At 49.2% G+C, this 26943-nt stretch carries 22 protein-coding genes; 1 reads left to right on the top strand and 21 read right to left on the bottom strand.

Translation table 11 applies throughout. From position 1 onward, the window contains the following. Positions 1–5: 5 nt before the first annotated feature. The 10 genes from DYD62_RS07450 to DYD62_RS07405 form a co-directional block, all read right to left on the bottom strand. Positions 6–827 (bottom strand): acyltransferase, encoded by an 822-nt coding sequence (locus DYD62_RS07450; RefSeq protein WP_115226750.1) that lies wholly within the window; start codon positions 825–827, stop codon positions 6–8. Then, positions 824–2224 (bottom strand): O-antigen ligase family protein, encoded by a 1401-nt coding sequence (locus DYD62_RS07445; RefSeq protein WP_115226749.1) that lies wholly within the window; start codon positions 2222–2224, stop codon positions 824–826. The genes DYD62_RS07450 and DYD62_RS07445 overlap by 4 nt, the downstream gene beginning before the upstream one ends. Then, positions 2224–3327 (bottom strand): glycosyltransferase family 4 protein, encoded by a 1104-nt coding sequence (locus DYD62_RS07440; RefSeq protein ID WP_115226748.1) that lies wholly within the window; start codon positions 3325–3327, stop codon positions 2224–2226. Before DYD62_RS07440 ends, DYD62_RS07445 begins: the two co-directional genes overlap by 1 nt. After that, the gene (locus DYD62_RS07435; protein ID WP_115228237.1) at positions 3311–4570 is read right to left on the bottom strand and encodes a glycosyltransferase family 4 protein; all 1260 of its coding nucleotides are present in this window, start codon (positions 4568–4570) and stop codon (positions 3311–3313) included. The genes DYD62_RS07440 and DYD62_RS07435 overlap by 17 nt, the downstream gene beginning before the upstream one ends. Beyond that, on the bottom strand, positions 4570–5859 hold the full coding sequence (locus tag DYD62_RS07430) for a GH39 family glycosyl hydrolase (protein ID WP_115226747.1): 1290 nt from the start codon (positions 5857–5859) through the stop codon (positions 4570–4572). Before DYD62_RS07430 ends, DYD62_RS07435 begins: the two co-directional genes overlap by 1 nt. Beyond that, the gene (locus DYD62_RS07425; protein WP_115226746.1) at positions 5846–7045 is read right to left on the bottom strand and encodes a glycosyltransferase; all 1200 of its coding nucleotides are present in this window, start codon (positions 7043–7045) and stop codon (positions 5846–5848) included. The genes DYD62_RS07430 and DYD62_RS07425 overlap by 14 nt, the downstream gene beginning before the upstream one ends. Positions 7046–7054: 9 nt before the next feature. Next, entirely contained in the window at positions 7055–9034 is a 1980-nt protein-coding gene (locus DYD62_RS07420; RefSeq protein WP_115226745.1) for an exopolysaccharide transport family protein, read from the bottom strand. After that, a complete protein-coding gene (locus tag DYD62_RS07415; RefSeq protein ID WP_115226744.1) occupies positions 9031–9804 on the bottom strand; it encodes a polysaccharide biosynthesis/export family protein in 774 nt (257 codons plus the stop codon). The genes DYD62_RS07420 and DYD62_RS07415 overlap by 4 nt, the downstream gene beginning before the upstream one ends. Before the next feature lie 6 nt (positions 9805–9810). Then, entirely contained in the window at positions 9811–10725 is a 915-nt protein-coding gene (locus DYD62_RS07410; RefSeq protein ID WP_115226743.1) for a glycosyltransferase family 2 protein, read from the bottom strand. Positions 10726–11532: 807 nt separating this feature from the next. Beyond that, the gene (locus tag DYD62_RS07405; RefSeq protein WP_115226742.1) at positions 11533–12420 is read right to left on the bottom strand and encodes a DMT family transporter; all 888 of its coding nucleotides are present in this window, start codon (positions 12418–12420) and stop codon (positions 11533–11535) included. A gap of 178 nt (positions 12421–12598) precedes the next feature. Between DYD62_RS07405 and DYD62_RS07400 the strand changes: the two genes are divergently transcribed. Beyond that, complete coding sequence (locus tag DYD62_RS07400; protein ID WP_115226741.1) at positions 12599–13021, top strand: GFA family protein; 423 nt, start codon at positions 12599–12601, stop codon at positions 13019–13021. 37 nt (positions 13022–13058) lie between these two features. Here the strand turns inward: DYD62_RS07400 and DYD62_RS07395 are convergent, their stop codons facing one another. The 11 genes from DYD62_RS07395 to sdhA all read right to left on the bottom strand — a co-directional run bounded on the left by DYD62_RS07395 (position 13059) and on the right by sdhA (position 26941). After that, the gene (locus tag DYD62_RS07395) at positions 13059–13799 is read right to left on the bottom strand and encodes a substrate-binding periplasmic protein (protein WP_165928689.1); all 741 of its coding nucleotides are present in this window, start codon (positions 13797–13799) and stop codon (positions 13059–13061) included. A gap of 66 nt (positions 13800–13865) precedes the next feature. Beyond that, positions 13866–14600 (bottom strand): substrate-binding periplasmic protein, encoded by a 735-nt coding sequence (locus tag DYD62_RS07390; RefSeq protein ID WP_115226739.1) that lies wholly within the window; start codon positions 14598–14600, stop codon positions 13866–13868. Positions 14601–14734: 134 nt separating this feature from the next. Then, a complete protein-coding gene (gene sucD / locus DYD62_RS07385; protein WP_115226738.1) occupies positions 14735–15619 on the bottom strand; it encodes a succinate--CoA ligase subunit alpha in 885 nt (294 codons plus the stop codon). 27 nt (positions 15620–15646) lie between these two features. Beyond that, entirely contained in the window at positions 15647–16816 is a 1170-nt protein-coding gene (sucC, locus tag DYD62_RS07380) for an ADP-forming succinate--CoA ligase subunit beta (RefSeq protein ID WP_115226737.1), read from the bottom strand. A gap of 208 nt (positions 16817–17024) precedes the next feature. Further along, positions 17025–18461: a dihydrolipoyl dehydrogenase gene (gene lpdA / locus DYD62_RS07375; RefSeq protein ID WP_115226736.1), complete on the bottom strand. Its 1437-nt coding sequence runs from the start codon at positions 18459–18461 to the stop codon at positions 17025–17027. 128 nt (positions 18462–18589) lie between these two features. Then, a complete protein-coding gene (gene odhB, locus DYD62_RS07370; protein ID WP_115226735.1) occupies positions 18590–19807 on the bottom strand; it encodes a 2-oxoglutarate dehydrogenase complex dihydrolipoyllysine-residue succinyltransferase in 1218 nt (405 codons plus the stop codon). A 57-nt stretch (positions 19808–19864) separates the two neighbouring features. Next, positions 19865–22678 carry a 2-oxoglutarate dehydrogenase E1 component gene (locus tag DYD62_RS07365; RefSeq protein ID WP_115228236.1) on the bottom strand — a complete coding sequence of 938 codons (2814 nt, stop codon included), beginning with the start codon at positions 22676–22678 and terminating at the stop codon, positions 19865–19867. A gap of 156 nt (positions 22679–22834) precedes the next feature. Then, entirely contained in the window at positions 22835–24121 is a 1287-nt protein-coding gene (gltA, locus tag DYD62_RS07360; protein WP_115226734.1) for a citrate synthase, read from the bottom strand. 1 nt (position 24122) lies between these two features. Beyond that, positions 24123–24401 carry an FAD assembly factor SdhE gene (locus tag DYD62_RS07355; protein ID WP_115226733.1) on the bottom strand — a complete coding sequence of 93 codons (279 nt, stop codon included), beginning with the start codon at positions 24399–24401 and terminating at the stop codon, positions 24123–24125. 55 nt (positions 24402–24456) lie between these two features. Beyond that, complete coding sequence (locus tag DYD62_RS07350) at positions 24457–25152, bottom strand: succinate dehydrogenase iron-sulfur subunit (protein WP_276527792.1); 696 nt, start codon at positions 25150–25152, stop codon at positions 24457–24459. Between the two features lie 25 nt (positions 25153–25177). Next, on the bottom strand, positions 25178–26941 hold the full coding sequence (gene sdhA, locus DYD62_RS07345) for a succinate dehydrogenase flavoprotein subunit (protein WP_115226731.1): 1764 nt from the start codon (positions 26939–26941) through the stop codon (positions 25178–25180). Positions 26942–26943 lie beyond the last annotated feature (2 nt).

Here is a 26943-nt window from a genome sequence, read left to right as displayed (position 1 = left end):
CGCATCTAGTAGAACAGCGTAAACAGGCCTTTGCCGCCCACTTTATAAGTTAAATCATGCGGACGCTCACCCATCACCTTGGCCCCAGAACCACCCACAATTTTATACGGGGCAATTTCTTTGCTGACTAAGGTATTGGCCGTTACCACAGCACCACGGCCAATGCGTGCGCCATGGCCAATCAACGCCCCCGTGGCAATCCATGCGTAATCTTCGATATAAATAGGGGCAGATATCGACCAAAACTCGGGCGCAGTTAAATCGTGGCTGCCCGCAATAATTTTGGCATGCGAGGCCACTGCCACATGATCTCCGATAATCAGCCCGGCCCGCGCATCAATCTGGCAGTGCCATGCGATGCAGCTATCGTCACCAATCACTAGGTTTTCTACGCCTAAGATCTCGGTAGTGCGCCATACCGCCGAGCCTTTACCGATTTTAGCGCCACCCAAACGCAGCCATGCCAGACGCAAATGATGGCTGGGGATTTTATTAATCAGAATGTTGTAGCACTGCTCCCATGCCCGCAGCCAGCGATCTTTAAATGTGGGCCAGTTAATGCCGTAGCAGGGAACCAGCGTGGTAGGAATTTCATCCCTGAGCAGGGCATAAAAACGCCGCGCCAATGGGTGAGTAATCCGCGATTCAATATTCACCGAGCAAATCGATACACGCGGATGAGCCTCGTCACCCTCTTCAAAAACAACATCATTAGCCAGCATCCAGTGATAGCTGTCTGCCAGCTCACTCTGCACAACACCCAGCTTGTGCGCGTAATCTTCAAGGCGTGTCCGCAGTGCGGTGGAATGATAAATCCGATGTTTCATACTTCTGTTTTCCTATAAGGCTCATCACAGAGCAATGGATCATGCCCCTGGCGCAAGCTGCGTGCAGATTGAAGATTGATCGCCATTACTAACCAAAAAAGCGCAATCAGAACCATGGTAAAACTGTAGTAATGATCAAATAAACCCGTTAGCAAGGCCGCCAGCAGCCCTGCCCCCGAACCAATCCAGATACCCCGCTCCGGGCTCATCTCACGCAAAGAAGTACGTGGCCTGCATTCGCGCCACCATGCCGTGGTGACGGCAATAAACAGCAGCATGCCGGGGATGCCCAGCTTGTAAATAAAGTTGAGCCACAGATTAGAAATGCCGAGCAGATTAGTCTTGGGCGGCGGGGGATCAACCTTAAACCCAATCCCAAGCGGAAAACGCGCCATGGCCTCCGGGAAACGCCGGTATTCGTCCATACGAATTTCTGTACTGGCATTGCTGCTGGAAAAAGTCGTTGCCAGCCGCTCTTGCAATGGCGGATAAAACAATACCAGAGCCACAGCAAGGGCCAGCGCCACCCCTATGACGCGCCCTGCATAGGGAACACGGTAAGAAGCCAGCCACAGCAGCACCAAAGTAAGGCTGACAATGGCCCCGCGGGAGCTGCTGAATAACAGCCCCGCAGCCCCCAGTAGCACCACACTCAAGCCCAGCAATCTGCGCCAGCCCTGCTGCATCAGAGCATAAAAAAAGGCCAGAGGCAGAAACAACACCAGCACGCCCCCCGTTAAATTTGGGTGCACCCACGGTGATGCCATACGTGAGAAATTGGCCGAAAAAATATCTTTCACGGCTTCCGGGTGGGCATATTTCAGCTTTTCTAAAATCACAATAAACGTATTGGCATCGTGATCTTTTAAAAACATTCCCACTGATAACAAAAGCATCACTAAAGTGCCCAGCAGCAGGGAAACAATCAGCTGATCACGACGTAAACCGTTATCCACCAAAACAGGAAAAAGCAGTAAGGGCGATAAATTTAATAACCAGCGCGCCCAATTCACAGGGCCATTGCCTTCTGCGCCGCTCATCATGAACTGGCCGACTAAAAATGGCAGCGCACTGTAAAACATAAGATAGCGTAAGCGCTGCTCTGTTTTGCCAAACTGCCAAGCCAGCCGCCCCTGCATCATTTGCCAGAAAACGCCCAGCCACACCATGCCTAATATCGCCTCTGAGATCGTGACGCGAATGCCGACATTCACCGTGGTATAGGGAATAAATGTTGCCACAAAACCAAAAAAAATCAGCCCCATAAAGGGAAATCTGAGCACATTCAGCACTAGGACCAGTGCCGCAATGGCTGCAAACATCACGGTAGCCGAAGAGAAAGCCAGAACCACCGAAAAAAAAACAGCACAGAGCAAAGCAAGTAACACCCTCGCCATTACAGACCCACCCGCAAAGCCGCCAGCAACACCCCTAAGCGCTCACAATACGAAGGCATGGCAAAGCGCGCAGCCCATTCCTGCCCTGATGGATCTTTTGCCTGCGGGCAGAGCGCTAGGCTCAGCATCAGCTCTTGTAATGCATCACCATCATAAGGAGAAAAACGCGGCGAGCTGGGCGGCGCGATTTCATCTAATGCCGAGCCTTCCGCCACAGCCACCGGCGCGCCCTGAGCGAGCGCCTCAATCACCGGCAGGCCAAAACCTTCGGCAAGTGATGGCTGCCACAGACAAGCCGTATGGGCGTAGAGCGCCAATAATTGAGCGTCGCTCACCCCTGATACGCAGATCAGTCCATCCAAGCCGCGCAGGGCCAAAGGTAAATCGGCCTGGCTGCCGACTAAAACAAGCGCTGGCACCTTGCTGTGCTGCTGACGGGCCGCCAGCCATGCAGCCACAAACCAAGGGATATTTTTGCGTGGCTCACGCGTGCCCACCACCAGCCAGTATTGCGCCGGAATTCCCTCAGGTAAGCATGATGTCGCGGCAGGCTGCACCGCAGGCACCGCATTGGGCAGCACCGCAATTTTTGCCGCCGCCTGCGGAAACAATCTGGCCACTTCTGATGCAGTAAAACCCGAGGGCGTCCAGATTGCATCGGCCAAGGCTACTGAGCGGCTCATTCCAAAGCGATCAATCTGCCGGTACGCCATCGCTTTTAAACGACTGCCATGATGATTATCCATCGTCAGCTGAAACACATCGTGCAGCAGCAAAACATAGCGGGTATCTGGCGGGGTTTGCCAAAAAGGCAGGCCGGTATTTGCCGTTGCGATATACACATCCGGCATAGTGTTTTTAATCGCCTGCGGCAAAAAGCCAAGCTCAAACTTCACGCGCTCACGCGGGCGGTGCAGGCCATTAACGGGGCTTGCCGATGCAGGACAATACGCAATCTGGCGATGAGGGTGGCCTAGGGGCGCAGCAGTAAAGCGATACACTTCGCCAAAAGTTTGCAATGCCTGCTCCAGCGCCAGCACCTGCCGGGCAATTCCCGAATAAGGCGCGGCCGTTACCGGGCGATAATCAATTCCGATCCGCATGTTTTACTTTTTGGTAGAGGGTTTCAAGTTGGCTGGCGCTGATTTGCCAATCATTATTCTGACAAGCATAAAGACGGCCTGCCTCGGCCATTTCACGGGCGTCCTCACCCTGATTTAAGAGCCGGATCACAGCCAAAGCCAACTCAGCCGCCGTCTGCCCTACGCGGTAATGTTGCCCTGCCTGCAGCGCCAGCCCAGAAACCCCCTGCGGCGTACTCACCAGAGGCAAACCGGCAGCCAGTGCTTCCAGCACCTTCAGCTTTGATCCGCCCCCTTCACGCAGTGGTGCTAAAAAAAGCGCTGATTTTTGCTGCTCCAGTGTTAAATCAGGCACAAAACCACACCATTCGATTCTTGAATCGGGCCAGCGTGTGCGCCAGGCATCCGGCATGGCATAGCCACAAATGACAAAGCGTGCATCAGGTTGTGCCGCCCATACTTCGGGCATAATTTCATCTAAGCTCCAGACCACAGCATCCCGGTTGGGGGGGTATTCAAAGTTGCCAATAAATAATATTCGCTGGCTGTTTAAATTGGGCCATACATGGGCAAATGCAGCGGTATCCACGCCATTGATCACCACATCTACCGCCCGCTGGCCGATTTTTGCAAGCCGTTCTGCATCTTCTGCCGTTACCGCGGCAACACAGCAAGCTGCGCTCAGCACCCGTTTTTCCCAAAGCCGGTAACGCCATTGATCAAAGCGGATAAAGGGCCGCATCCAGGCGGGCATTTGCTGATAAGTCGCCGCCCCAAGCGACGATTCCACATTGTGCTCAGTCAGCAAAAACGGCTGTTTTCTGACTTGCAGCTGACGTAAAAACGGCTGCAGACCATAGCTGTGCTCAATCTGAATCACATCCCAACTGCCCTCTAGCAGCGCAGCAAACACGCGCTCCAGCCTAGAAGCAAAGCCATTCACACTGGCAAGTAATGGATAAGGGGCAAATGCTGCCGCAGCCAAAGTAAGCGGATGCCTTAAAGGCCTGCGGGGCAGAACAATTAAGCGGTCAACAATGCGCTCAATCTGAGCCTTCACCTCTGGCGTAAGCCGCTCTTTACTTTGCACCAGCAGGGTAATTCGGTGCCCACGATGAGCCAGCGCACGCAATAAATGATACTGACGCAACTTACCACCGCTGGTGGTGGGCCACGGCAAATAAGGCAGCGTCCAGAGAATATTTAATGAGCGATGCGGTGAAGCCAGCAAAGCGGCAGCCTGCCTGTCGGATGAAGAGGCCATCAGCGCCATTCCAAAATTTGCAGTTGACGCGTCACCGCAAGGGTTGAAGACTTCAGAGAGGTTTTAAGCCCGCTTAAAGGCTGATGCAGCGTGATATCACCTGATAAAGCCAGCTCCAGCTGGCCGGGCTGATTCGCCCAGAACATCCAGAGATGTGTGCCATCGGGCTTTTTCCAGCCCACGCTATAAAGACCATCCAGCGTCCCTTTATAATCAGGGGCATCGCCCGGCAAAAGTCTGGGACCGGTGATCTTTAAAAAACGCGCCAGTGCCGTATATGCAGGCTTGGGTTTGCCTTGCAGATTTAACAGCCCGTAGCTTCGGTCCCGAACGCCCGCCCGGCTATCCAGATCAGACAAAGCAAATAAAAAAATGCGATCAAAATCAGCCACACTCATCAGCACCAGGCGGCGCAAGAGATAATCGGCCTGCCCCGCCTCACCAATAATTTTTTGCTCTTCCTCAGGACCGGCGTAGCTGGACCAGCCCCATTCCGTCGCCCAGATCCCCGGTACTTTCATGGCGCGCAAACGCTGGTTTATTTCTTTTGAGCGCAGAATAAAATCCCGCGCTTTAACTTCATCACCTTCCGGCTCCTGGCTATAGGGGTGATAAGCGACAACGGCCCCTAAGCCTAAAGCGCCCATTTTGCCCAGCTCTTCCAGCATCAGCCCTTTTCTAACCGGCATCTGGCTGTAATACGCCATCCCTGCCATCACCACAGGCTTGCTGGGTGCCACCTGCTTTAATACCCGCACAGAAGACTGCAACAGCCTGCCGTAATCGGCCGCATTTTCTACTGGCTGCCAAAAACTGGGCAAATTAGGCTCGTTCCAGACCTGCCATGCATCTACCGATGGATAGCGGTGCGCCAGCATCCCCAAGCGTTTTGCAAAAACTTCATTGTCTTTTGGCGGGTACTGATCTTTATTACTGGCCGAAGCAGGCGCACTGCTGGCAAAGGGCGCTGAGCCCACTAAGTAAAAAACAGATTTAAGCTGCTTTTCTTTTAAAGCATCCACCACATGATCGATGGGCTTAAATAAGTATTCATTTTCTTTGGCCTCATGCCTGTCCCAGTGCAAATCAACACGGGTCCACTCCAGCCCTAAATCACGTAAGCGATCCATTTGCTGCGCCGCCTGCTGCGGGCTGAACCATAAAAAGTGCGCATTCACCCCTAAAAAGTCACGCCAGACCAGCGGTTTTGAGGCCACCAGCTTTGTCTCTGCTCCCAAAGCAGTGCCAGCAAGTAAGGCCGTAAACAAGCAGCAATTAATGAAGCGCATTGGGTTTACCCTGAATCAGGCTTGCAAATAGTTTTCTGAATTGCTTTGCGATATTGGGCCAGCGGCGCGCCATGCCCAGCGCCTCTGCGCCCTTGCTTCTTTCCTGCAACAGAGCAGGCTGATCCAATAGTTGCAGCAGCTGTGCCGCCAAAGCAGCCTGATTACCCTGAGGATAAACAGCCCCATTACCAAAAGAGACTTCTTCAGCAAAAGCACGCGCATCAGAGCTGATCACACTGCGCCCGCAAGCAGCAGCCCAAGACAACACACCGCTTGTACCACGCATCTGCCCGAGAAAAGCCAGCTTTTTTGACTCCTGATACGGCAAAATCAAAACATGATGCGATTGAATCAAAGGCACTATTTCTGCCGTTGGCACATCAAGCTGCCAGCGCACCATATGCGCCGGTAATCCGGCCGCTTTTAAGAGCGTTTTTAATTCATCCAGATAAGAAGCCCCATTAGCAAAGGTCATTTCAGGCGCTGTGCCCCCAGCAAGGGTCAGCTCCAGCATGGCCTCAGGGCGTTTTGCAATAAGTATGGCCAGCGCGGCGATTAAATCTTCAATCCCTTTCCCCCGATAAATAAACCCAAAATACAGCAGTTTTAAAGCGCCTTTCGCAGGCAAAGGCGGCAAGGGCCAGGCAGGCACAATCTGATTACCATGCGCAATTTGCAGCACCTTACCTTCAGGCAAGCGCATCCTTTGCGCTAAACAACGCGCGCCCAAATCAGTGAGTGTAATTAAGGATGTTAACTTTGCAGCTAAGCGGCGCTCGCGCGCCAGCGTCCACGGATCACACAAAAGAACCAGCACCTGATAAGCGCGACGCGGCAGATGCTTACTCAGAGCATTGGGCCAGCCAGGCGGCCGCCAGATTAAGCGCTCTGGATCATGCACTGTTGCACTTAAAGGTAATAGCGGGTGATGCCGGGCCAGCCATTCTAGGGCTAAAAACTCACCATTTCGTCCGCCACCCAGCTCGGCGTGGACTAAATCCACATCCCGCCAGTTTATTTTTTTCATTTGCAAATCAACTTGCTGTGCGGTATGGCCAAGGCGTTTATTTTTAAATGGCAAACTCATCTCTAAGCCTTCTTGGCTTAAAGCGTTTTGAAATGCATCGGCATAATCTGCAATCCCACTTTGCTCTGGCGGCAAGGGGGCAATCAGAGCAATTCGCATAAAGCCCTCTTAACGAGAAATACGGCTGAGTAATCCGGAAGAAATCTCAAACTGCCGGCGATTAATAATAATGCCGTCTACTTTTTTAAATGCCGTATTCAAAATAGATAGGGTGTTTTCAACTACAGGCACGGTAGATTGCCTTGCCTCAACCACCAGTAAAATTAAATCCGCCTGTTTAAGCCGCACAAAAGCCGCCTGATTACTTAATAATGCCGATGCATCAATCAAAACAATCTCACCGGGGCGGGCACATTCATCATCAGCAAGGCGATTTGGAATACCGCGCTCGCTCAGAATGCGCTGAAACTGGCCGATCAGGTAACCTACCCCTTCCCCGTGCCGGGAAGACGTGATGCCAATATTCAGCCCTTTTTCTTTCAGTACAGTTAATGGCAACTGGCTGTACAGCCGGTAAATACTTGCTTCAAAAGAGGCAGATACAGCCGCGGAAGCGCCCGTTTTCTGCTCCATCACCGTAGTCCATAATGGCACGCCAAAATGATGTTTTACCCTGCCGCCATCATGAATACGCTGATCAGATAAATAACAGATATAAATAACAAATATACCTACCGCACAACCCGCTGGCAAAGCCATTAAAAGCATCATTAAGCTTTTAGGAAAAACCCGAGCAGGTGAAAAAGTAGCCTGCTCAATTACGGCAATATTACTAATCCGACTATTATCTAATGCTCTGTCAATACGCGCTTTTTCAAGGCTATCTATATAAAGCCGGTAATTTTTCTCTGCCACAGATAAATCACGCTCTAAATCTGATAAGGCCGGGTCTATCGCTAAAATCCGCTGTCTTTCATTTTTAAGCTTAGCCAACTCGCCGTCATAAGCAATCATTTGCGCTTTTAATTCGCTCACCCGAGTATCCCGCTCCAATGCAGAGCGCTTAAGCATGGTGACTAATTCATTAGGAACCCGATTTTCGGAGCGCTGAATCGTTTCTTTTTCTTCGGTAATACGCTCTTTAAGCGCACTGATACTGCGATTGAGCTCCAGAATTGGAGGAGCCTGATCCTGATAATTCTTTAATTTATCTAAGCGCTCAATGATCAGGCCGCTTAATTTAAGTTTTAAATCCTGCTGAGTGGGGTTTAAACTTAATTCACGCTCTTTACTCACCTCCTGAGGTAAATCGCCCGCATTGCGGCCCGCGCTCAGAATACCGCTTGCCAGCCCCTGCTGCAGGGCATAGGCCTCCGCCCGCTGCGCAGCGACCTTATTAATGCGATCACTCAGGCTTTCCAGCTTTTCCTTGCTGCTCATGCCATCAATATCTTTTAATTTTTCTGCAATTTTCGCTTTATCAGCCGCAATTTGTCCGGCAATACGCTGGCTTTCCCGCTCATAAAAACCATAGAGGCTATCATTAGCCAGTTTTTTTCCACGCTCTGTCTGATAAACCTCTATCCATTTATTAACGACAAGCTGTGCAATCAGCGGATCATCCCATGTAAAGCTGATTTCCATAACCGATGAGCCCGCTTCATGCGTAACCACAAATTGTTTTTCTAATTTACTGGCCAAACGATCCAAAGGCGTTTGCGCTTCTGAAAGCCCGATAAAAACTAAAACAGAGCGCACACCGTCAAGAATATCGGACACGCCTTTTTTTATATAAAACTTAATCAGTTTCCAGCCATTCTTTTCAGAATGATCACTGACTTCATTTAAGTAATACTCAGCCACCTGCCGAATAACCGGCCTGCCAGTGAGCATTTTTTCTTCATCAAGAATTGGATCACGCTGCGTACTTGGGGCAAGCAGCGTTTGCCTGTCACTGTACTCAATAGGTACCGTGCTCATTGCCCTGCCTGGCTTTACAAGTAAACGGGATTCTGAAACATAGCGAGAAGGCAAAAGAAAAGCCCCCAGCACAATTAAAATAACCGTTGCAATCAGCGCCCAGCGAAACTCTCTTTTAAAAATAAAAAAAAGTCGGATAATATCCCGAAATGTACGAATTTCTATCATGGCAACGTCACTGTGGTAGATGAGCCCGTGGTTTTATTCAAATCGTAGCTAAACCCAATCCCAATTCCCTTAGAAAAAGGAATTAACTGATTGAAATATAAATCCACGCCCTCAATCGCATTGCCCAGTGCAGATTTAGGCACAAAAACGATATCTCCTCTTTGTAGTATCACGCCACGGCGCTGAGGCTTTGCCTGTAAAAACTGGCTGAAATCAGTGAAATAAACCTGGTAAAGACCCGCAGCATCCATCCTGAGTAAAGCAATATGCTCGCTGTCTGCGGAGGGCAAAACACCGCCTGCACCAATAATGGCCTGCTCAATACTCGCGGCAGCAGTTAATTCAAAAGCAGAAGGATTGCGCACCGCTCCGCCAACAAACACGCGATTTCCCGGAGCAATCGCGATATTTACGGTGACTTTCGGATAGCGATAAATTGCAGCCAGTTTTTCGCTGATCTCTGCAGCTACATCCTCAGGGCTGCGTTGTGCGGCTTGAATTAAGCCCACAAAAGGATAAGAAAATGAGCCATCTGGCCGGATAAAAAATAAAACCATTTCATCTTTTTCAGCAGGCGTTTGCGCATCCCTCACAATTCTGAGGGTATCCCCATTCATAATTCGGGTCATTGGCGCAGGTAATTGGCTGATGTCATGTAACTCAATCCGGCGCTCATCCAGCACGCTTTGCTCAGGCAACAGCAGGCTGCTAGGCGTGGAACAAGCGCTCAGGCAAGATATCAGCAGGCAAAGTACAGCGCTATTTTTCATCGGTCGTTATTTCCAGTAAGCCGCAAACATGCCAATGTGGCGTTTTACAAAACGGGGCAGATATTTTTCCAGATGCCCTAAGCGATACCCCGCCAGCTTGCACGCCACACGGAGCATCACTTCAGGATGACGCCAGCGTTGCCCGGCACGGGATAAAGCCTGCAGCTCTGAAGCAAGAAAACGCCGCCCTTCACTGCCCGCTTTGCCAAACAGATCGCCTATCCATGATTCGCGGCCATAAAAAACGCCAATATCAAAATAGCGCCGAAATTCCTGCATTAAGGTGTAGTGGTGGGAATGGAAGACCTCGGCAGAGGCCTCATAACGAATACACCAGTTCTGTAATAGCATTTTTCCCGCCACATAAGCGTCTTCAGTGCCAATAATGTCTGCAGGAAAGCCACCAACGGCATCCAGCGCCGTATTGCGATATGCAGCAAAGGAATCTGAACTAAAACACGTTTTAATCCCTAATTCAGGCGCATCACTTAAGTGCTTGGTCCGGCTTTGCTCCGGATAATTAAAGCTACGGGAATGCCCCTCCAAAACACCTGCGCCTGAGCGGGGCAATTGGCGACCATATGCTGCAGCAATGGCGTCATTGGCCAGAATAGCATCCCGCAAATTTTGCAATGCCTGCGGATTAGCCGGAATAGCATCCTGGGTCATGTAAATCACAATATCGGCTTTAATTTGCTGACGCGCCCATTCACGTGTACCGCCGTGATTAAAATTTTTTGCATCAATTATTTTCACCACAGCTCCCGCAGCAGCAAACCGGGCGGCCGAACCATCAGAAGATTCACTATCAACAACAAGCCACTCATCCACTTTTAGTGATTGCGCAGCCAATGCAGGTAATAACTGATCTAAATAAGGCCCGGCATTACGAACAGGCAAAATAAGCGCGGTACGAACCATGACATTTATTCCAGCATATTAGATATATAAATTCTTGACGTCATCCCTTACTCCGCATCAATTCATTTAAATAAAATAAAATCAATCCAAAGCAAACAATTACTGAGCATGTAAACTACAGTCAACGCTATTAAAAACATGGCGGCCAATATAGCAAAAGGCCAACAAACTAAAAAATTAATAATTACCCTATACACACTACAAAAAAACAAAAACAAAGACCTTGCCTTGCTTAAAAACTAAAAAACAATTAATCAACAATACCAGTAAAAATTATAAATAATCATTTACTAATATTCAAAAACAAGCTAAATAATAGAAAAACCAAAATAAAAAATGGATTATCTTTAAATACGCATAAAATCAATGTGATATTAATCACACAAAATAATCAGTAAAACTCAATAAAAATTCATACGTCATTGGAGTAAATAAAATCAAATATAATTGATAAGTACCAATTTAAATTTATCATCACAAAAGCAACACACAAAAAAATAGCGATACAGCCTAAGCTATATCGCTAAATAATCTATAAACCCTCAAGAAAATCCCCCTTATTGGCCACCTGCCCATAAAAAAATCTTAATCACCCTGCCCATAAGATACAAAAGACACACATTGAGTGCTTAAAAAATATTTTTTTACAGCAAATGCAGCACCGGGGCGCTAGGCAAAGCGAGCAAGGTATGAGTAACCAGCACCTATTCACCCTGCTACGATCATGAAAACGAATACTCTGCCCGTAAAAGCACACATGAGGCTGCTGACGTTTGATTCAGAAAACGCTATGCCGGACTATGGACATCAACAGAGCCTTGCACCCTGAAATTTTTGCGTTAATAAACCGAGCAAAATAAACCCTAGGCCCAGTAAAGTGGAAGTTTGAATAGTTTCGCCGATAAACAGCCAAATAAAAAATAAAGAAATAATAGGAGATAAAAAGATAAGATTTGCAATCTTGGCTGTACTTTGGCTCAGCTTCATAGCAAATAACCACAATACAAAAGTAAATCCCATCTCAAAAGCGCCCACATAAATGGCTCCGGCAATACCCTGCCAGCTAACACTGACCAGCTCTCCATGAAAAAGACACCATAAAAGAGAAAGCGGCAAAGAAACAGCAAAATTAAGGGTTAACCCCAGCACTGGCTCTCTTTGATCTTTCGTATTTAATATCCAATACGCAGCCCATAGCAGAGTAGAAATTAATGCCAGACCCAAACCATTTAAATTAGAAAAATTCAAATGAAACAAATCTCCCCTGGTTGCGATAAGTAATACACCAAAGTAGCAAAGCAAGGCGGCTAGGAGATCATTTCGTTTTAATGGCTGTTTTAAAAGAGGCACCGCCAGCAAAGTCATCGTTAATGCCCATGTATAATTAATGGCCTGAGCTTCTTGCGCTGGCAATAAATCATAGGCTTTAAATAAAATAAGATAATATGCAAAAGGATTAATTGCGCCAAATAATAATGAAACGCGCCAGTTTTTACGAAAAGCAGGCCACACTTCATGTAAGCGCCCCTGGTAAATTAAAATAGACAATAAAGCCAGCAATGATGCTGCACTGGCATACAGGAGTAATTGCGCCGGGCTTAAATGAGCGAGGCTCAATTTAAATGCAGTGGCCACAGTAGACCACGCCAATACGGCAGATAAACCATAGGCATAAGCACGTTGCTGTTGCGTCAAAACAAATCCTCCTTATCAATAGCACCAAGACTAACAACGATTGATCACTGCTGGCTATTGCGAATTACACGGTCATACCCTTTAGCAAAACAGACCTCATTTACATCATGCCAAATTCATACGTATTATTAACGGAATCCGATAAGATCTGTGCTCTGAACCTACTTAAGAGATGATCATGACTCAGGAATATAAAGGTGCATGTTTATGCGGTGCAGTGCAATTGAGTGCAAAGGCAAGAAGCCATAAAATTGGGGCTTGTCATTGCAATATGTGCAGAAAATGGACCGGAGGCCCGTTTCTGGCCACAGACTGCGGCACAGATGTCACGTTTTCAGCAGAGGATATGATCAGCCGCTATGACTCTTCTGAGTGGGCTGAGCGTGGCTTTTGCAAACAATGCGGCAGCCATTTATTTTATTTCTTAAAAGAAGCGCAACAATATATTGTTTCTGCTGGCTTATTTGAGCAACAGGACGACTTTATTTTTGATCACCAGATTTTTATTGATAAAAAACCTGCTTTTTACGATTTTTCTAATGCAACCCACAATATGACAGAAGCCGAAGTCTTTGCTCAGCACGTACCGGGCGAAGAATAAACGTGCTCGGGGCTGAATACACTTTTAAAACAACGGCCTAATTTTTAGTCTTAGGCAAGATACCCGTGTATTTAGCCTCTTTAATTGTTTTATTAAACGTATTGATAAAAGATTTCATATTCATAGACTTATGAAAACCAAGGTAAACGGGATCATAAATCAAGGGGTGCTCTAATATAACAAACTGATCCTGATTAGCCAGCAGCTCAGGGTCTGAACTCAGCGCTTGCTGCAGCCCCTGCTGTCCGCCCCCAAACACCACACAATCTACACGGTCATGGAGTAATTTTTTAAACCTGGCCGCTGACAGGTAATTAAAATCAGCAGTAAAAAGGTGCGCCTCTAGGGCTGCGTTAAACTCTGCACCATAACTGGCCCCATTGGTCATCCCGACCAGCTTGCCTTTTAAATCATGAACGGATCGAAAAGGGAATTCTTTTCCTTTTTTAACGACCACAGTCACAATCACATCATAAACAGGCTCTGAATAATCAAACAGAGATAAACGCTCTTTGGTTTTTGACAGCCCGATAATCCCCCCCTGCCCCTTTAATGCCAGCTCATAAGCACGCCGCCATGAGCTCATTTCAAGTTTAATTTTGTCACCCGTACGCAATTCATGCCGTTTAATAACTTCAGATGCCACACCAGAAGCCATGCCATGCTGATCTTTGTAGCTAACCGGCCGGTATTCCTCATTGGCAAAAATAGTAAGCTCCACTGCTGCACATACGGATGCAATCAGAGCCATGCACAAAATTGGAATTGAATATTTCATGCCCATACCTCATGCAAAGACCATTGCAATCCGGGATACTGTTTCAAATTGATAGCAAGCCAGTGATTAAGGAATCATTCCTTTTTGCTTTGCATCCTTAATTGCACGATTAAACTCAGTTAAAAATGCCTGCATCTTCATTGATTTATGAAAGGCCAAATGAATAGGATCACGTACCAGCGGCTTACTCAGATAGACAAACTGATCGCGCTTAGCCAGTAATTCAGGATCTTTTTTTAGCATAGAATCCAAGCTATTTTCTGCGTTATTTACTACAGCACAATCCACCCGGTCATAAAGCAGTTTTTTTAAGCGCACGTCGGATGTGTAATTCACATCGACCTGAAACAGTTTTGTTGCAAGCGCATGATCAAATTCTTCGCCGTAACTAGCCGTATTGGTTACGCTGATTATTTTTCCTTTCAAATCGGCCACCGAGTTAAAAGGAAACTCTTTCCCCTTTTTTACCACCAGCCCCACAATAGATTCATAAAAGGGCTCGGAATAATCAAAAATCTCCAGCCTTGCTTTGGTTTTAGACAGGCCAATAATGCCTCCCTTACCTTTTTCTGCCAGCAGATAGGACCGTTTCCAGGAGGCCATATCTAAGATGACTTTATTACCACTTAATTGTTCGTAATGCTTAATCACGGTATAGCCAATTCCATCTTCCTGTCCCTGATCATTGCGAAAAGTGACAGGCCGGTAATCATCGCTGGCAAAAATAGTCACTTCTTCCGCCCAAAGCGCAGAGCAGCAAAAAAACCATACGCATAAACAAACCCCAAGCCTGAATCGCATGCTCTGTGCTCCTAAGCAAACCCGAACTAATACCAGACTAGATCATTAAAAACCGGCTCGCCGTGTCTTACGCCCAATAAAAAAACCCCGGAATTTCTTCCGGGGTTTTTTAGGTGTTTAATTCAAAAAGAGAATTAAATCATACCTTTAGATTTCAGCAGTTCAAGCATTGTCGAGCCCAATTCTGCCGGGCTGCGTGTGTAGGCAATGCCTGCACGCTCAAACGCTGCGAATTTTTCTTCTGCAGTGCCTTTACCGCCAGAGATAATCGCACCCGCGTGGCCCATGCGTTTGCCCTTAGGCGCGGTTACACCCGCGATATAGCCAACCACTGGCTTCGTCACGTAGGACTGAGCAAATTCTGCCGCTTCTTCTTCAGCCGAGCCACCGATTTCACCGATCATGATGATGGCGTCGGTATCCGGATCATCTTGGAATAAGCGCAGTGCATCGATATGGGAGAGACCCGGGATTGGATCGCCACCGATACCGATACATGTCGATTGGCCCAGACCCAAAGCTGTAGTTTGCGCAACAGCTTCGTAAGTCAACGTACCAGAGCGGCTTACAATACCGATGCGGCCTGGCTGATGGATGTGCCAAGGCATAATGCCGATCTTGCATTCGCCCGGAGTGATAATACCTGGGCAGTTAGGGCCGATCAGGCGGATGCCGGCTTCATCAACCGCTTTTTTCACATACAGCATATCCAGTGTTGGCACGCCTTCGGTGATACATACAATCAGCTGTACGCCTGAATCAATCGCTTCCAGAATCGAATCTTTAGCAAATGGTGCCGGCACGTAGATCACCGATGCATCTGCTTGCGTTTCGCGCATTGCATCTTTCATGGTGTTGAACACAGGCAGATCAAGGTGACGTGAGCCGCCTTTACCTGGTGTTACACCGCCAACCACCTTAGTACCGCACTTCAGTGCTTGTTCTGCGTGGAATGTACCGTTCTTACCGGTGAAACCTTGCACCAATACTTTGGTGTCTTTATTTACTAAAACGCTCATTATTTTTTCCTTTCAGCGGATGTCGGATTAAAGCGCAGCAACAGCAGCGACAATTTTCTCGGCTGCGTCATTCAGGCCTTGAGCCGAAGTCAGCTTCAGACCGGATTCGTTCAGAAGCTTAGCGCCCAATTCGGCGTTATTGCCTTCTAAACGCACCACAACCGGCACAGTTACATTCACTTCTTTCACCGCAGCAATAATCGCTTCAGCAATCATGTCGCAACGTACGATACCGCCGAAGATATTGATCAGCACGCCCTTCACCGAATCATCAGCCAAGATCAACTTGAAGGCTTCGATCACGCGATCTTTGGTTGCACCACCGCCTACATCCAGGAAGTTAGCCGGCTGGCCGCCTTTCAGTTTGATGATGTCCATTGTGGCCATTGCAAGGCCAGCGCCGTTCACCATACAACCGATATTGCCTTCCAGTGCTACGTAGTTCAGTTCGAACTCGGAAGCTTTTACTTCGCGCTCGTTTTCTTGCGATTTATCGCGCTGAGCTAACAGCTCTGGCAGGCGATACAGCGCATTTGAATCCAGACCAATCTTGGCATCCACACAGCACAGCTCGCCGTTTTCACGCAGAGCCAGCGGGTTGATTTCAAACAGTGCAAAGTCGTTAGCAATGAACGCTTCGGCCGCGCCCAGCATCATTTTGGTGAAGTGCGTAACTTGCTTGCCTTCCAGACCCAGAGCAAACGCGCAATCACGCGCTTGGAATGGCTGCATGCCAACCAATGGATCAACGGTTACTTTGATGATTTTTTCTGGTGTTTCTTCAGCGACTTTCTCGATCTCAACACCGCCTTCGGTGGAAACCATAAATACCACGCGCTGGCTGGAGCGATCGACCACCGCGCCAAGGTATAGCTCGCGCTGAACCGGATACATATCTTCACAAACCAATACGGAATGCACAGGCTGGCCCGCTGCATCGGTCTGGTAGGTTACTAAGTTTGTGCCAATCAGGCCTTTAGCAATTTCTGCGGCTTCTTCACGGGATTTAACCACTTTAACGCCACCCGCTTTACCACGGCCACCGGCGTGAACTTGGGCTTTAACCACCGCAAATTTGCCACCTAAAGTGTCATATGCCGCAGCAGCTTCTTCAGGCGTATGCGCCAGAATACCGCGTTGTACTGGAAGACCGTATTTAGCCAATAATGCCTTGGCTTGATATTCATGAAGATTCATCTGAGACCCTTTTAAGGAAAGAGGATATGCAAATCGGCCGCATACCGTGAAACATATTGAGTGATGAAAATAATCTAAAACTTCTTAAACTTCTTAAGCATTCTGTAGTTGTAGAGTGGGTTAGGCGGTTTTATGCCGTCACCCACCGTGGTGCCATGGCGGGTGACGCCCAAAAAACCGTGGCTAAGCCACCCTACATGCTTACAAATTAAGAGTGCAAACCACGCTTATCGCATGCTAAAGCCGCTTCGTGCAAGGCTTCAGACAGGGACGGATGAGCATGAACAATACGGGCAATATCTTCTGAAGAAGCATTGAATTCCATTGCAACAACCGCTTCAGCAATTAGCTCTGAAGCAAATGGACCCACGATATGCACACCTAAAATGCGATCGGTAGTCTTATCCGCCAGCATCTTAACAAAACCCTTACCCTCGCCCAGCGCTAAAGCACGGCCATTAGCGGAGAACAAAAATTGACCTTTTTTGTATTCAACGCCAGCGGCTTTAAGCTGCTCTTCGGTTTTACCCACCCACGCAATTTCCGGGCTGGTGTAAATCACCCAAGGGATATTGTTAAAATCGATATGCGGATGCTGGCCAGCAATACGCTCAGCCACGGCCACACCTTCGTCCGATGCTTTGTGCGCCAGCATCGGGCCGCGAACCACATCACCAATCGCCCAAACATTAGGCAGATTGCTTTGACAATCGTCGTTTACATCAATCTGGCCACGCTCGGTCAGCTTAAGACCAACAGCATCTGCGTTTAGGCCAGATGTGTTTGGCACACGGCCAATAGCAACGACCAGTTTATCAAATACGCTAACTTGCTCTGTACCCGCTACATCGGTCCAGTGCACGGTCACGTCTTTTTTACCGGTTTTGATTTCGCCGATTTTAACGCCGGTATTGATCACGAGACCGGTTTCTTTAGTCAGGAATTTCTTGGCTTCGCGTGCGACTTGCTCGTCCGCTGCGCCTAGGAATGTCGGCATGGCTTCTAATACGGTCACTTCACTACCCAGACGCTTCCAAACCGAGCCCATTTCTAAGCCGATCACGCCAGCGCCAATCACGCCCAAGCGTTTTGGCACGGCAGGAATCGCCAGTGCGCCTTCGTTATCCAACACCAGGTGATTATCAATGGTCACGCCCGGCAATTGGCGAACGCTGGAGCCCGTCGCAATAATGACGTGCTTCGCGGTGATTTCTTCAACTGAGCCGTCAGCCAGCTTGGCTTCCAACACATAAGCATCGCCTGCTTTCGCTTTAAACGCGCCTACGCCGTGGAAAGACGTCACTTTGTTCTTTTTGAAGAGGTAAGCAATGCCGCCGGTGTTTTTTGTAATGATTTCCTGCTTGCGTGCCAGCATTTTGGCCACGTCCATTTTCAGCGTACCGGTAGAGATACCGTGATCGCCAAAATGATGCGCCGCATTAAAGTAGTTTTCTGACGATTGCAGCAGTGCTTTAGAAGGGATACATCCCACATTCAAACACGTACCACCTAGGCTCGCTTTGCCATCTTTGTCTGAAGTTGCATCGATACATGCAGTATTAAAGCCCAGTTGCGAGGCGCGAATCGCAGCCACATAGCCACCAGGGCCGCCACCGATTACAACAACGTCAAATTCTTTGCTCATGGTTTGGAAACCTTTGAGAAAGAGCAAGGGCGTGATCAACGCCCCGACTCTGTGATTCAATATTTTGCGATATGCCATGGCGGGTTACGCGATAAAGCCGCTAACCCGCCCTAAACAATTCACTTTAATTAGATATCAAGCAGCAAACGCGCTGGGTCTTCGATCACTTCTTTGATGGCTACCAGCGACAATACCGCTTCGCGGCCATCGATGATGCGGTGATCGTAAGACTGAGCCAGATACATCATCGGGCGAATCACCATTTCACCATTCTCAACGACAACGCGCTCTTTAGTGGCGTGCATGCCCAGAATCGCAGATTGTGGCGGGTTGATAATCGGGGTGGACATCATGGAGCCAAATGTACCGCCGTTAGAGATGGTGTAAGTACCACCAGTCAGCTCTTCGATCCCCAGTTTGCCGGCTTGCGCGCGCTTACCAAAATCGGCAATGGTTTTTTCGATTTCAGCCAAGCTCAGCTGATCCGCATTACGGATCACCGGCACCACGAGGCCACGCGGGCTACCTACCGCCACACCGATATCAAAGTAGCCGTGGTAAACGATATCGTTACCATCAACGGATGCATTCAGGATCGGGTATTTTTTCAGTGCGTGAACCGCAGCTTTAACAAAGAAGCCCATAAAGCCCAGCTTCACGCCGTGGTCTTTTTCAAATTTATCTTTGTATTTATTACGCAGATCCATTACCGGCTTCATATTAATTTCATTGAAGGTCGTGAGGATGGCATTGGTTTGTTGCGATTCAAGCAGGCGCTCTGCCACACGGGCACGCAAACGGCTCATTGGTACACGTTGCTCAGCACGGTCGCCTTGCGGTACAGGCGCAGATGCCGGTGCTGCAGCAGGTTTTGCTAGGTGATTCTGTACATCTTCTTTCAGCACACGGCCACCACGGCCAGTGCCGCCTACATCTGCGGTATTGATGCCCGCATCTGCAGCCAGTTTTTTAGCAGCTGGCATCACTGCGGTGCCAAAACCGATTGCGCCCGCTGAAACACCGGCTTCTTTAGCCGCATCAGCTACGCGAACATCTTGCTCGGTCTTTACAGTTTCAGGCACAACATTGGCCGGTGCAGCAACGGTGGCTTCGGTATCAATGGTTGCGATCAGCTGCAGGCTGCCAACAGTAGCGCCTTCCTGCTGAACAATAGAAGCCAAAACACCGGCTTGCGGAGCCGTGATTTCTAATACAACTTTATCGGTTTCGATATCAATCAGCTGCTCATCACGGGCAACGGCTTCGCCTACTTTTTTCTTCCACTGTAAAAGCGAAGCTTCAGAAACGGATTCAGGCAATTGTGGTACTAAAATTTCGATAATCATTTTTCACTCCAAGCGAATCTGGCGAGTCAAAGCGGCGCACCGGGCGCCGCCTCTGGTTTACAGTGTCATTGCTTCTTCAACGAAGGATTTAAGCTGTGCAGTGTGCTTGCTCATATAACCCACAGCTGGCGACGCCGACGAGGTACGGCCTGCATACAGCAGGGTTTGCTTAGGATGCATGCACGCTTCCAGTCTATGGCGGATCTGATGCCATGCGCCCTGATTACGTGGTTCTTCCTGTACCCACATCACTTCACGCGCATTCGGGTATTTTTCGATCTCAGCTTTTAACTCTTCCGTCGGGAATGGATAAAGCTGCTCAATGCGCACAATTGCGATGTCTTTGATATCGCGCTCTGAGCGGCCTGCCAGCAGGTCGTAATACACCTGACCGGCACACATCACAACGCGCTTCACTTTCTTCGCGTCCAGACTGCCCTGATCACCAATCACCGGGCGGAACTCACCCTTGGTGAAGTCTTCAATCGGGCTGGATGCCATTTTCGCTTTCAGGAGCTTTTTGCTCATGATGATAATCAGCGGTTTACGGCTTGGGCGCAGCATCTGACGGCGTAGCGCATGGAACATTTGCGCAGCCTCAGACATCATCAGCACCTGCACATTGTGCTCTGCACAGAGTTGCAAGTAGCGCTCAACGCGGGCAGATGAATGCTCTGGACCTTGGCCATCGTAGCCGTGCGGCAACATCATGGTCAGGCCACACAGACGGCCCCATTTTGTTTCGCCTGAAGTAATAAACTGATCGATCACCACTTGCGCGCCGTTGGCAAAGTCACCGAACTGCGCTTCCCAGATAGTCAACTCATCCGGTGCAGAGCAGGCATAGCCATATTCAAAAGCCAGCACCGCTTCTTCATTCAGGATCGAATCAATGACGGTAAAGTTGGCTTGTTTCTCAGCCAAATGCTGCAATGGAATATGAACGCCCTGATCCCATTTTTCGCGGTTTTGATCGTGCAATACCGCATGGCGGTGATTAAACGTACCGCGACCGCAATCTTCACCCGAGATACGCACCGCGTAGCCTTCGGTTAAGAGTGTGGCGTAGGCCAGATGCTCAGCCATACCAAAGTCAACCGGCTGCTCGCCGTTGACCATGGCGATGCGTTCCTTAATGATTTTGTCTACGTTCGAGCGCAGCTTGAAATCATCAGGCACTTTGGTGAATTTTTCAGTCAGGCGGACTAAATCAGCCTGCGGCACGGCTGTTGCCACCGGATGACGCCAGTGCACGCCCATATAACGTGAGAAATCAATCGCATGCGAGCGTTTGTAATCGGTCAGCGTGGTTTGCTCTACGTGCTCACCGCGATCCAGCGCTGCACGATATTCCTGGATCAGGCTATCCGCTTCATCGCTGGTCACTACACCTTCGGCAATCAGGCGATCGGCGTATTTCTTACGCGCGCCTGGGTGCTGGCCGATTTTTTTGTACATCATAGGCTGAGTCACAAACGGATCATCCGCTTCATTGTGACCAAACTTACGGAAGCACACCAAATCCACCACCACATCGCGGTGGAATTTCATGCGAAATTCAAGTGCAGCCTGCATCACCAGAATCACGCTTTCCGGATCATCGCCATTGACGTGGAAAATCGGCGCTTCAACCATCTTGGCGATATCAGTACAGTAAATCGTCGAGCGGGTATCACGGGTGTCCGATGTAGTGAAACCCACCTGGTTATTCACCACCAGATGCACCGTACCACCGGTACCGTAGCCACGGGTATTGGCTAAGTTAAACGTACCTTGGTTAGTACCCAGACCAATAAAGGCTGAGTCACCGTGGATCAGCACCGGCAAGACTTGCTCACCCAGCTTATCGCCACGACGCTGCTGACGCGCACGCACCGAGCCTTCAACCACAGGGTTGACGATTTCAAGGTGGGATGGGTTAAACGCAAGGCTTAAGTGAATAGGGCCGCCCGGTGTCGGGATATCGGCCGAGAAACCCATATGGTACTTCACGTCACCAGATGACAAGTCGCTGACTGAGCGGCCTTCAAATTCGCTGAATAAATCACGCGGCTGCTTACCCAGCGTGTTAACCAGCACATTCAGACGGCCACGGTGCGCCATACCAATAATCAATTCCTGCACACCCACTGCACCTGCGCCTTGCACTAAATAATCCAGTGCCGGGATCATGGAGTCGCCACCTTCCAGCGAGAAGCGCTTTTGGCCGACGTATTTTTTATGCAGGTATTGTTCGAGTGTTTCTGCGGCTGTTACTTTTTGCAGTGTGCGTTTTTTTTGCTCGATGCCATAGGATGGCGTTGAGCGGCGGGATTCAAACCATTGCTGCACCCACTTGCGTTGTTCTGCATTGGTGATGTGCATATATTCCAGACCAATATTGCCGCTGTAAGTTTGCTTTAAAAACGCAATCACTTCAGCAAGGGTGGCTCGCTCCATCCCCGCAATATTAGTACCAAAGGTGGTTGCCATATCGGCATCGGTAAAACCATGGTGCTTTGCATCAAGCTCTGGCAAACGCGCCTGATCCATACGCTGCAAAGGATCGAGACTTGCCTGACGCGAACCCATAATGCGGTAAGCAGAGATTAAACGAAGCAGATTAACCTGCTTACGCGTAGCCTCTTCGTCAACTGCGCCACCTTGCTGTACATAGCGGGGTTTGCGAGTCAGCTGGCGGAAGGATTCTTCAATCGGCGCTCGTGGAATATCACGATCAACCACACCCGGGCTTTGCTGCATCTTATCGAAGTAGGAGCGCCATTCCTGATCAACCAGTTGCGGGTCACTCAGGTACTGCTCGTAAAGCTCCTCAACGAAAGGAGCATTCCCGCCAAAAAGGTGGGAATTAGACCTCAACTCTCTCATCATCGCCGTCATTAAATCCAGTAATTTAGCAGGCTTAACACCATGCAAGACCGCCGCCCCTTAGCGAAGCGGCTCAAAACCAATCAATTACAATGCAGGGCAGGTTCTACCTGTGGGCTTCATCCGCCCTGCAATTTACAAACAAGCCACAAACACAGATTAACCGCGCTGATCTGCAGGTACATAATCACGCTTAGTCGCGCCAGTGTATTGCTGACGCGGACGGCCAATCTTCATACCCGGATCCGCAATCATTTCATTCCAGTGGCTGATCCAGCCCACTGTACGTGCCAAGGCAAAAATCACGGTAAACATTGGCACAGGAATACCTAATGCAGACTGAACAATACCTGAGTAAAAATCGACGTTTGGATACAGCTTGCGTTCAATAAAGTAGCTGTCTTCCAGCGCAATTTTTTCCAGCTCCATGGCCAGTTTGAATTTAGGATCATCCTGCAGACCCATTTCATTCAGTACTTCGTGGCAAATACGGCGCATGACGCTGGCACGCGGGTCCATATTTTTATATACACGGTGACCAAAGCCCATCAGCTTATGCGTCTTGGCTTTCACGCCTTCCATAAAGGCCGGCACTTTATCGACCGAGCCAATTTCATCCAGCATCAGCAATACGGCTTCGTTAGCGCCGCCATGCGACGGGCCCCACAGGCAGGCAATACCCGCTGCAATACATGCAAACGGATTAGCGCCAGACGAGCCAGCCAGACGAACTGTTGATGTTGAAGCATTTTGTTCGTGATCAGCATGCAGGGTAAAGATCACATCCAGCGCACGCACCAATACCGGGTTTGGCACATATTCTTCGCAAGGCGTAGAGAACATCATGTGCATAAAGTTGGCGGTATAGCTCAAATCATTGCGTGGGTAAACGAATGGCAAACCTTGGTTGTAGCGGTAGCACATTGCGGCAATGGTCGGGATCTTAGAGATCAGACGGAACATCGCCACTTTGCGGTGCTCTTCATTATTGATATCTAGGCTGTCCTGATAGAACGCGGATAATGCACCCACTACACCCACCATCATTGCCATCGGATGCGCATCGCGGCGGAAGCCGTTAAAGAAACGGGTCAGTTGCTCATGCACCATGGTGTGGCTCATGACCGTTTTATTAAATGCAGCGCTTTGTTCCGGTGTTGGCAACTCGCCGTTAATCAGCAGGTAACACACTTCCAGATAATCGCTTTGCTCAGCAAGCTGCTCAATCGGGTATCCACGGTAGTAAAGCTGGCCCAGATCACCATCGATATAGGTGATCTTGGATTCACAGCTGGATGTCGCCAAAAAGCCAGGATCGAAAGTAAACATACCGGTCTTGGAGAATGAGCGGATATCCACCACATCCGGCCCAAGCGTGCTCGGTAAAACTGGCAACTCAAGCGAATCTTTGCCATCGTTGTAAGTCAGTGTGACTTTCTTTTCCATATTAAATAGCTCCTGGGGTTTCGGTTTGTACCGCTTGTCGTTGTGCGCTTCGTACTTGTTCCAGCATCGGTCTGAGCCGCTCGTCCGGACATTCTGCTTTGCAATTGAGGTAATCAAGCAGATCGTTATCAGAGAGTAAAAGAAGATCCTGAAAAAGAATCAAATCCGTTCCGGATAAAGTAGGGAGCACCTCTTTTACAAAACACTCCAGTTGAAGATCTACTTCTAAAAGCCCACGGCGTGAGCGCCAGATGATCCGTTTTAATTCAATTGCATCCATCAAGCTCTTCCTTACTTCTGACACTTCAAAAGGGGCAAAGCTGCCCCTCTGTTGATTAGCTCATGCGCTTAATCATTAAATCTTTAATCTTGCCAATGGCTTTCGTTGGGTTGAGTTCCTTAGGGCAAACATCAACGCAATTCATAATGCTGTGGCAACGGAACAAACGATATGGATCTTCAAGATTATCCAGACGTTCGTTGGTTTTTTCATCGCGGGTATCCGCAATAAAACGGTAAGCTGCCAGCAAACCAGCCGGGCCTACAAATTTATCAGGATTCCACCAAAATGACGGGCAGGATGTTGAGCAGCAAGCACATAAAATGCACTCGTACAAACCATCCAGCTCTTTACGGTCTTCCGGCGATTGCAGGCGTTCGCGATCAGGCGGCGGATTATCGTTTTGCACATAGGGCTTGATCGAGTGATATTGCTTAAAGAACTGCGTCATATCAACGATTAAGTCACGAATCACCGGCAAACCTGGCAGTGGGCGAATCTCAACTGGCTGCTTCAGGCTGGCAATATCTGTAATACAGGCCAGACCATTCTTACCATTGATATTCATCGCATCTGAACCGCAAATTCCTTCGCGGCAAGAACGGCGAAAGCTCAGGCTGTCGTCTTGTGCCTTCAGGCGAACCAGACCATCTAATAATTTCTTATCGGATGGTTCCAGTTCAACATGGTAATCCTGCATGTACGGCTTAGCGTCCACATCAGGGTTGTAGCGATAGAGCTTGAAATGCATCTTCATCGGTTTTCTCCTGATGCTTTTAGTAAACGCGTTTTTGCGGTTCGATATAATCGACCGTCAGCGGTTTGGTGTGAACAGGCTTGTAAGATAATTGACGGGTTTTGCCATCAAACATCGTGTGCTTCATCCACTCATCATGGCGATCAGGGAAATCGTCGTGCGCATGTGCACCACGGCTTTCCTTACGCGCTTCGGCACAAATCAGCGTAGCAACCGCCACTTCGATCAGGTTATCCAGCTCCAGCGCTTCAACCCTTGCGGTATTAAATACTTTGGATTTGTCTGCAATCTGAGTGCGCTTCACACGCTCTGCCACGGCCTTGATTTCTTCAACGCCTTTGGCCAAGTTCTCTGAGTTGCGGAATACACCGGCACGCAGTTGCACCACTTTTTGCATGGCATTACGCACGTCAGCAACTTCTTCGCCACCCGTTTGGTTTTCCAAACGCGCCAGACGGGCTAAGGAGAACTCAGCCGCATTCGCTGGCAATGGGCGCAACTCCGGACGCTCGTTCTTGATGAAATCAATAATCGAATTGCCCGCAGCCTTACCAAACACCACCAGATCCAGTAGTGAGTTAGTACCCAAGCGATTTGCACCGTGCACCGAAGCGCATGCACATTCACCCGCCGCGTAAAAGCCTTTGATGCGCACTTCCGGATCATCACCCACGGGGGCAACAACTTCGCCTTTATAGTTGGTCGGAATACCGCCCATCTGGTAGTGGCAGGTTGGCACGACTGGAATTGGATCCTGAATCGGATCAACACCGGCAAACTTAATGGCAATTTCACGAATGCCTGGCAGGCGTTGTTTGATGATGTCCGGACCTAAATGATCCAGCTTCAGCAATACATGGTCTTTTTCTTTACCACAGCCGCGGCCTTCCAGAATTTCCAGCGCCATGGCACGGGAAACCACATCACGCGAAGCCAGATCTTTGGCGTTCGGCGCGTAGCGCTCCATAAAACGCTCGCCCTCTGAGTTGAGCAAGATACCGCCCTCACCGCGCACGCCTTCAGTAATCAACACGCCCGCACCGGCTACGCCAGTGGGGTGGAATTGCCAGAATTCCATATCTTCAAGCGGAATACCTGCGCGCACGGTCATACCAAGGCCATCGCCGGTATTAATAAACGCATTGGTCGAAGCAGAGAAAATACGGCCAGCACCACCGGTAGCAAACAACACAGCCTTGGCATGGATAATCGACACTTCGCCGGTTTCCATTTCTAGCGCAGTCACACCAACCACTTCGCCTGCTTCATCACGAATCAGATCCAGCGCCATCCATTCCACAAAGAACTGGGTATTGGCGCGCACATTACGCTGATACAGCGTGTGCAACATGGCGTGGCCAGTACGGTCGGCCGCAGCACAGGCGCGTTGCACCGGTGTTTTGCCGAAGTCAGCCATATGGCCGCCAAATGGACGCTGATAAATCTTGCCGTTTTCTAAGCGGTCAAACGGCATACCAAAGTGCTCAAGCTCCACTACTACTTCAGGTGCTTGACGGCACATAAATTCAATGGCGTCTTGATCGCCCAGCCAGTCCGACCCTTTAACGGTGTCGTACATATGCCATTCCCACTTGTCTTCTTGGACATTACCAAGAGAGGCGGAAATACCACCTTGCGCGGCAACGGTGTGCGAGCGCGTCGGAAATACTTTGGATAAAACAGCGGTTTTCAGACCGGCTTCAGACAGCTGCAAAGCTGCGCGAAGGCCTGCGCCACCCGCGCCAACGATGACAGCATCAAATTTACGAATAGGAACGGTCATCG

Origin of the sequence: Iodobacter fluviatilis (assembly GCF_900451195.1) — a bacterium.
GTDB lineage: Bacteria > Pseudomonadota > Gammaproteobacteria > Burkholderiales > Chitinibacteraceae > Iodobacter > Iodobacter fluviatilis.
The sequence above is the reverse complement of the archived record's forward strand: the minus strand, read 5'-3'. Positions and strand labels throughout refer to the sequence as shown.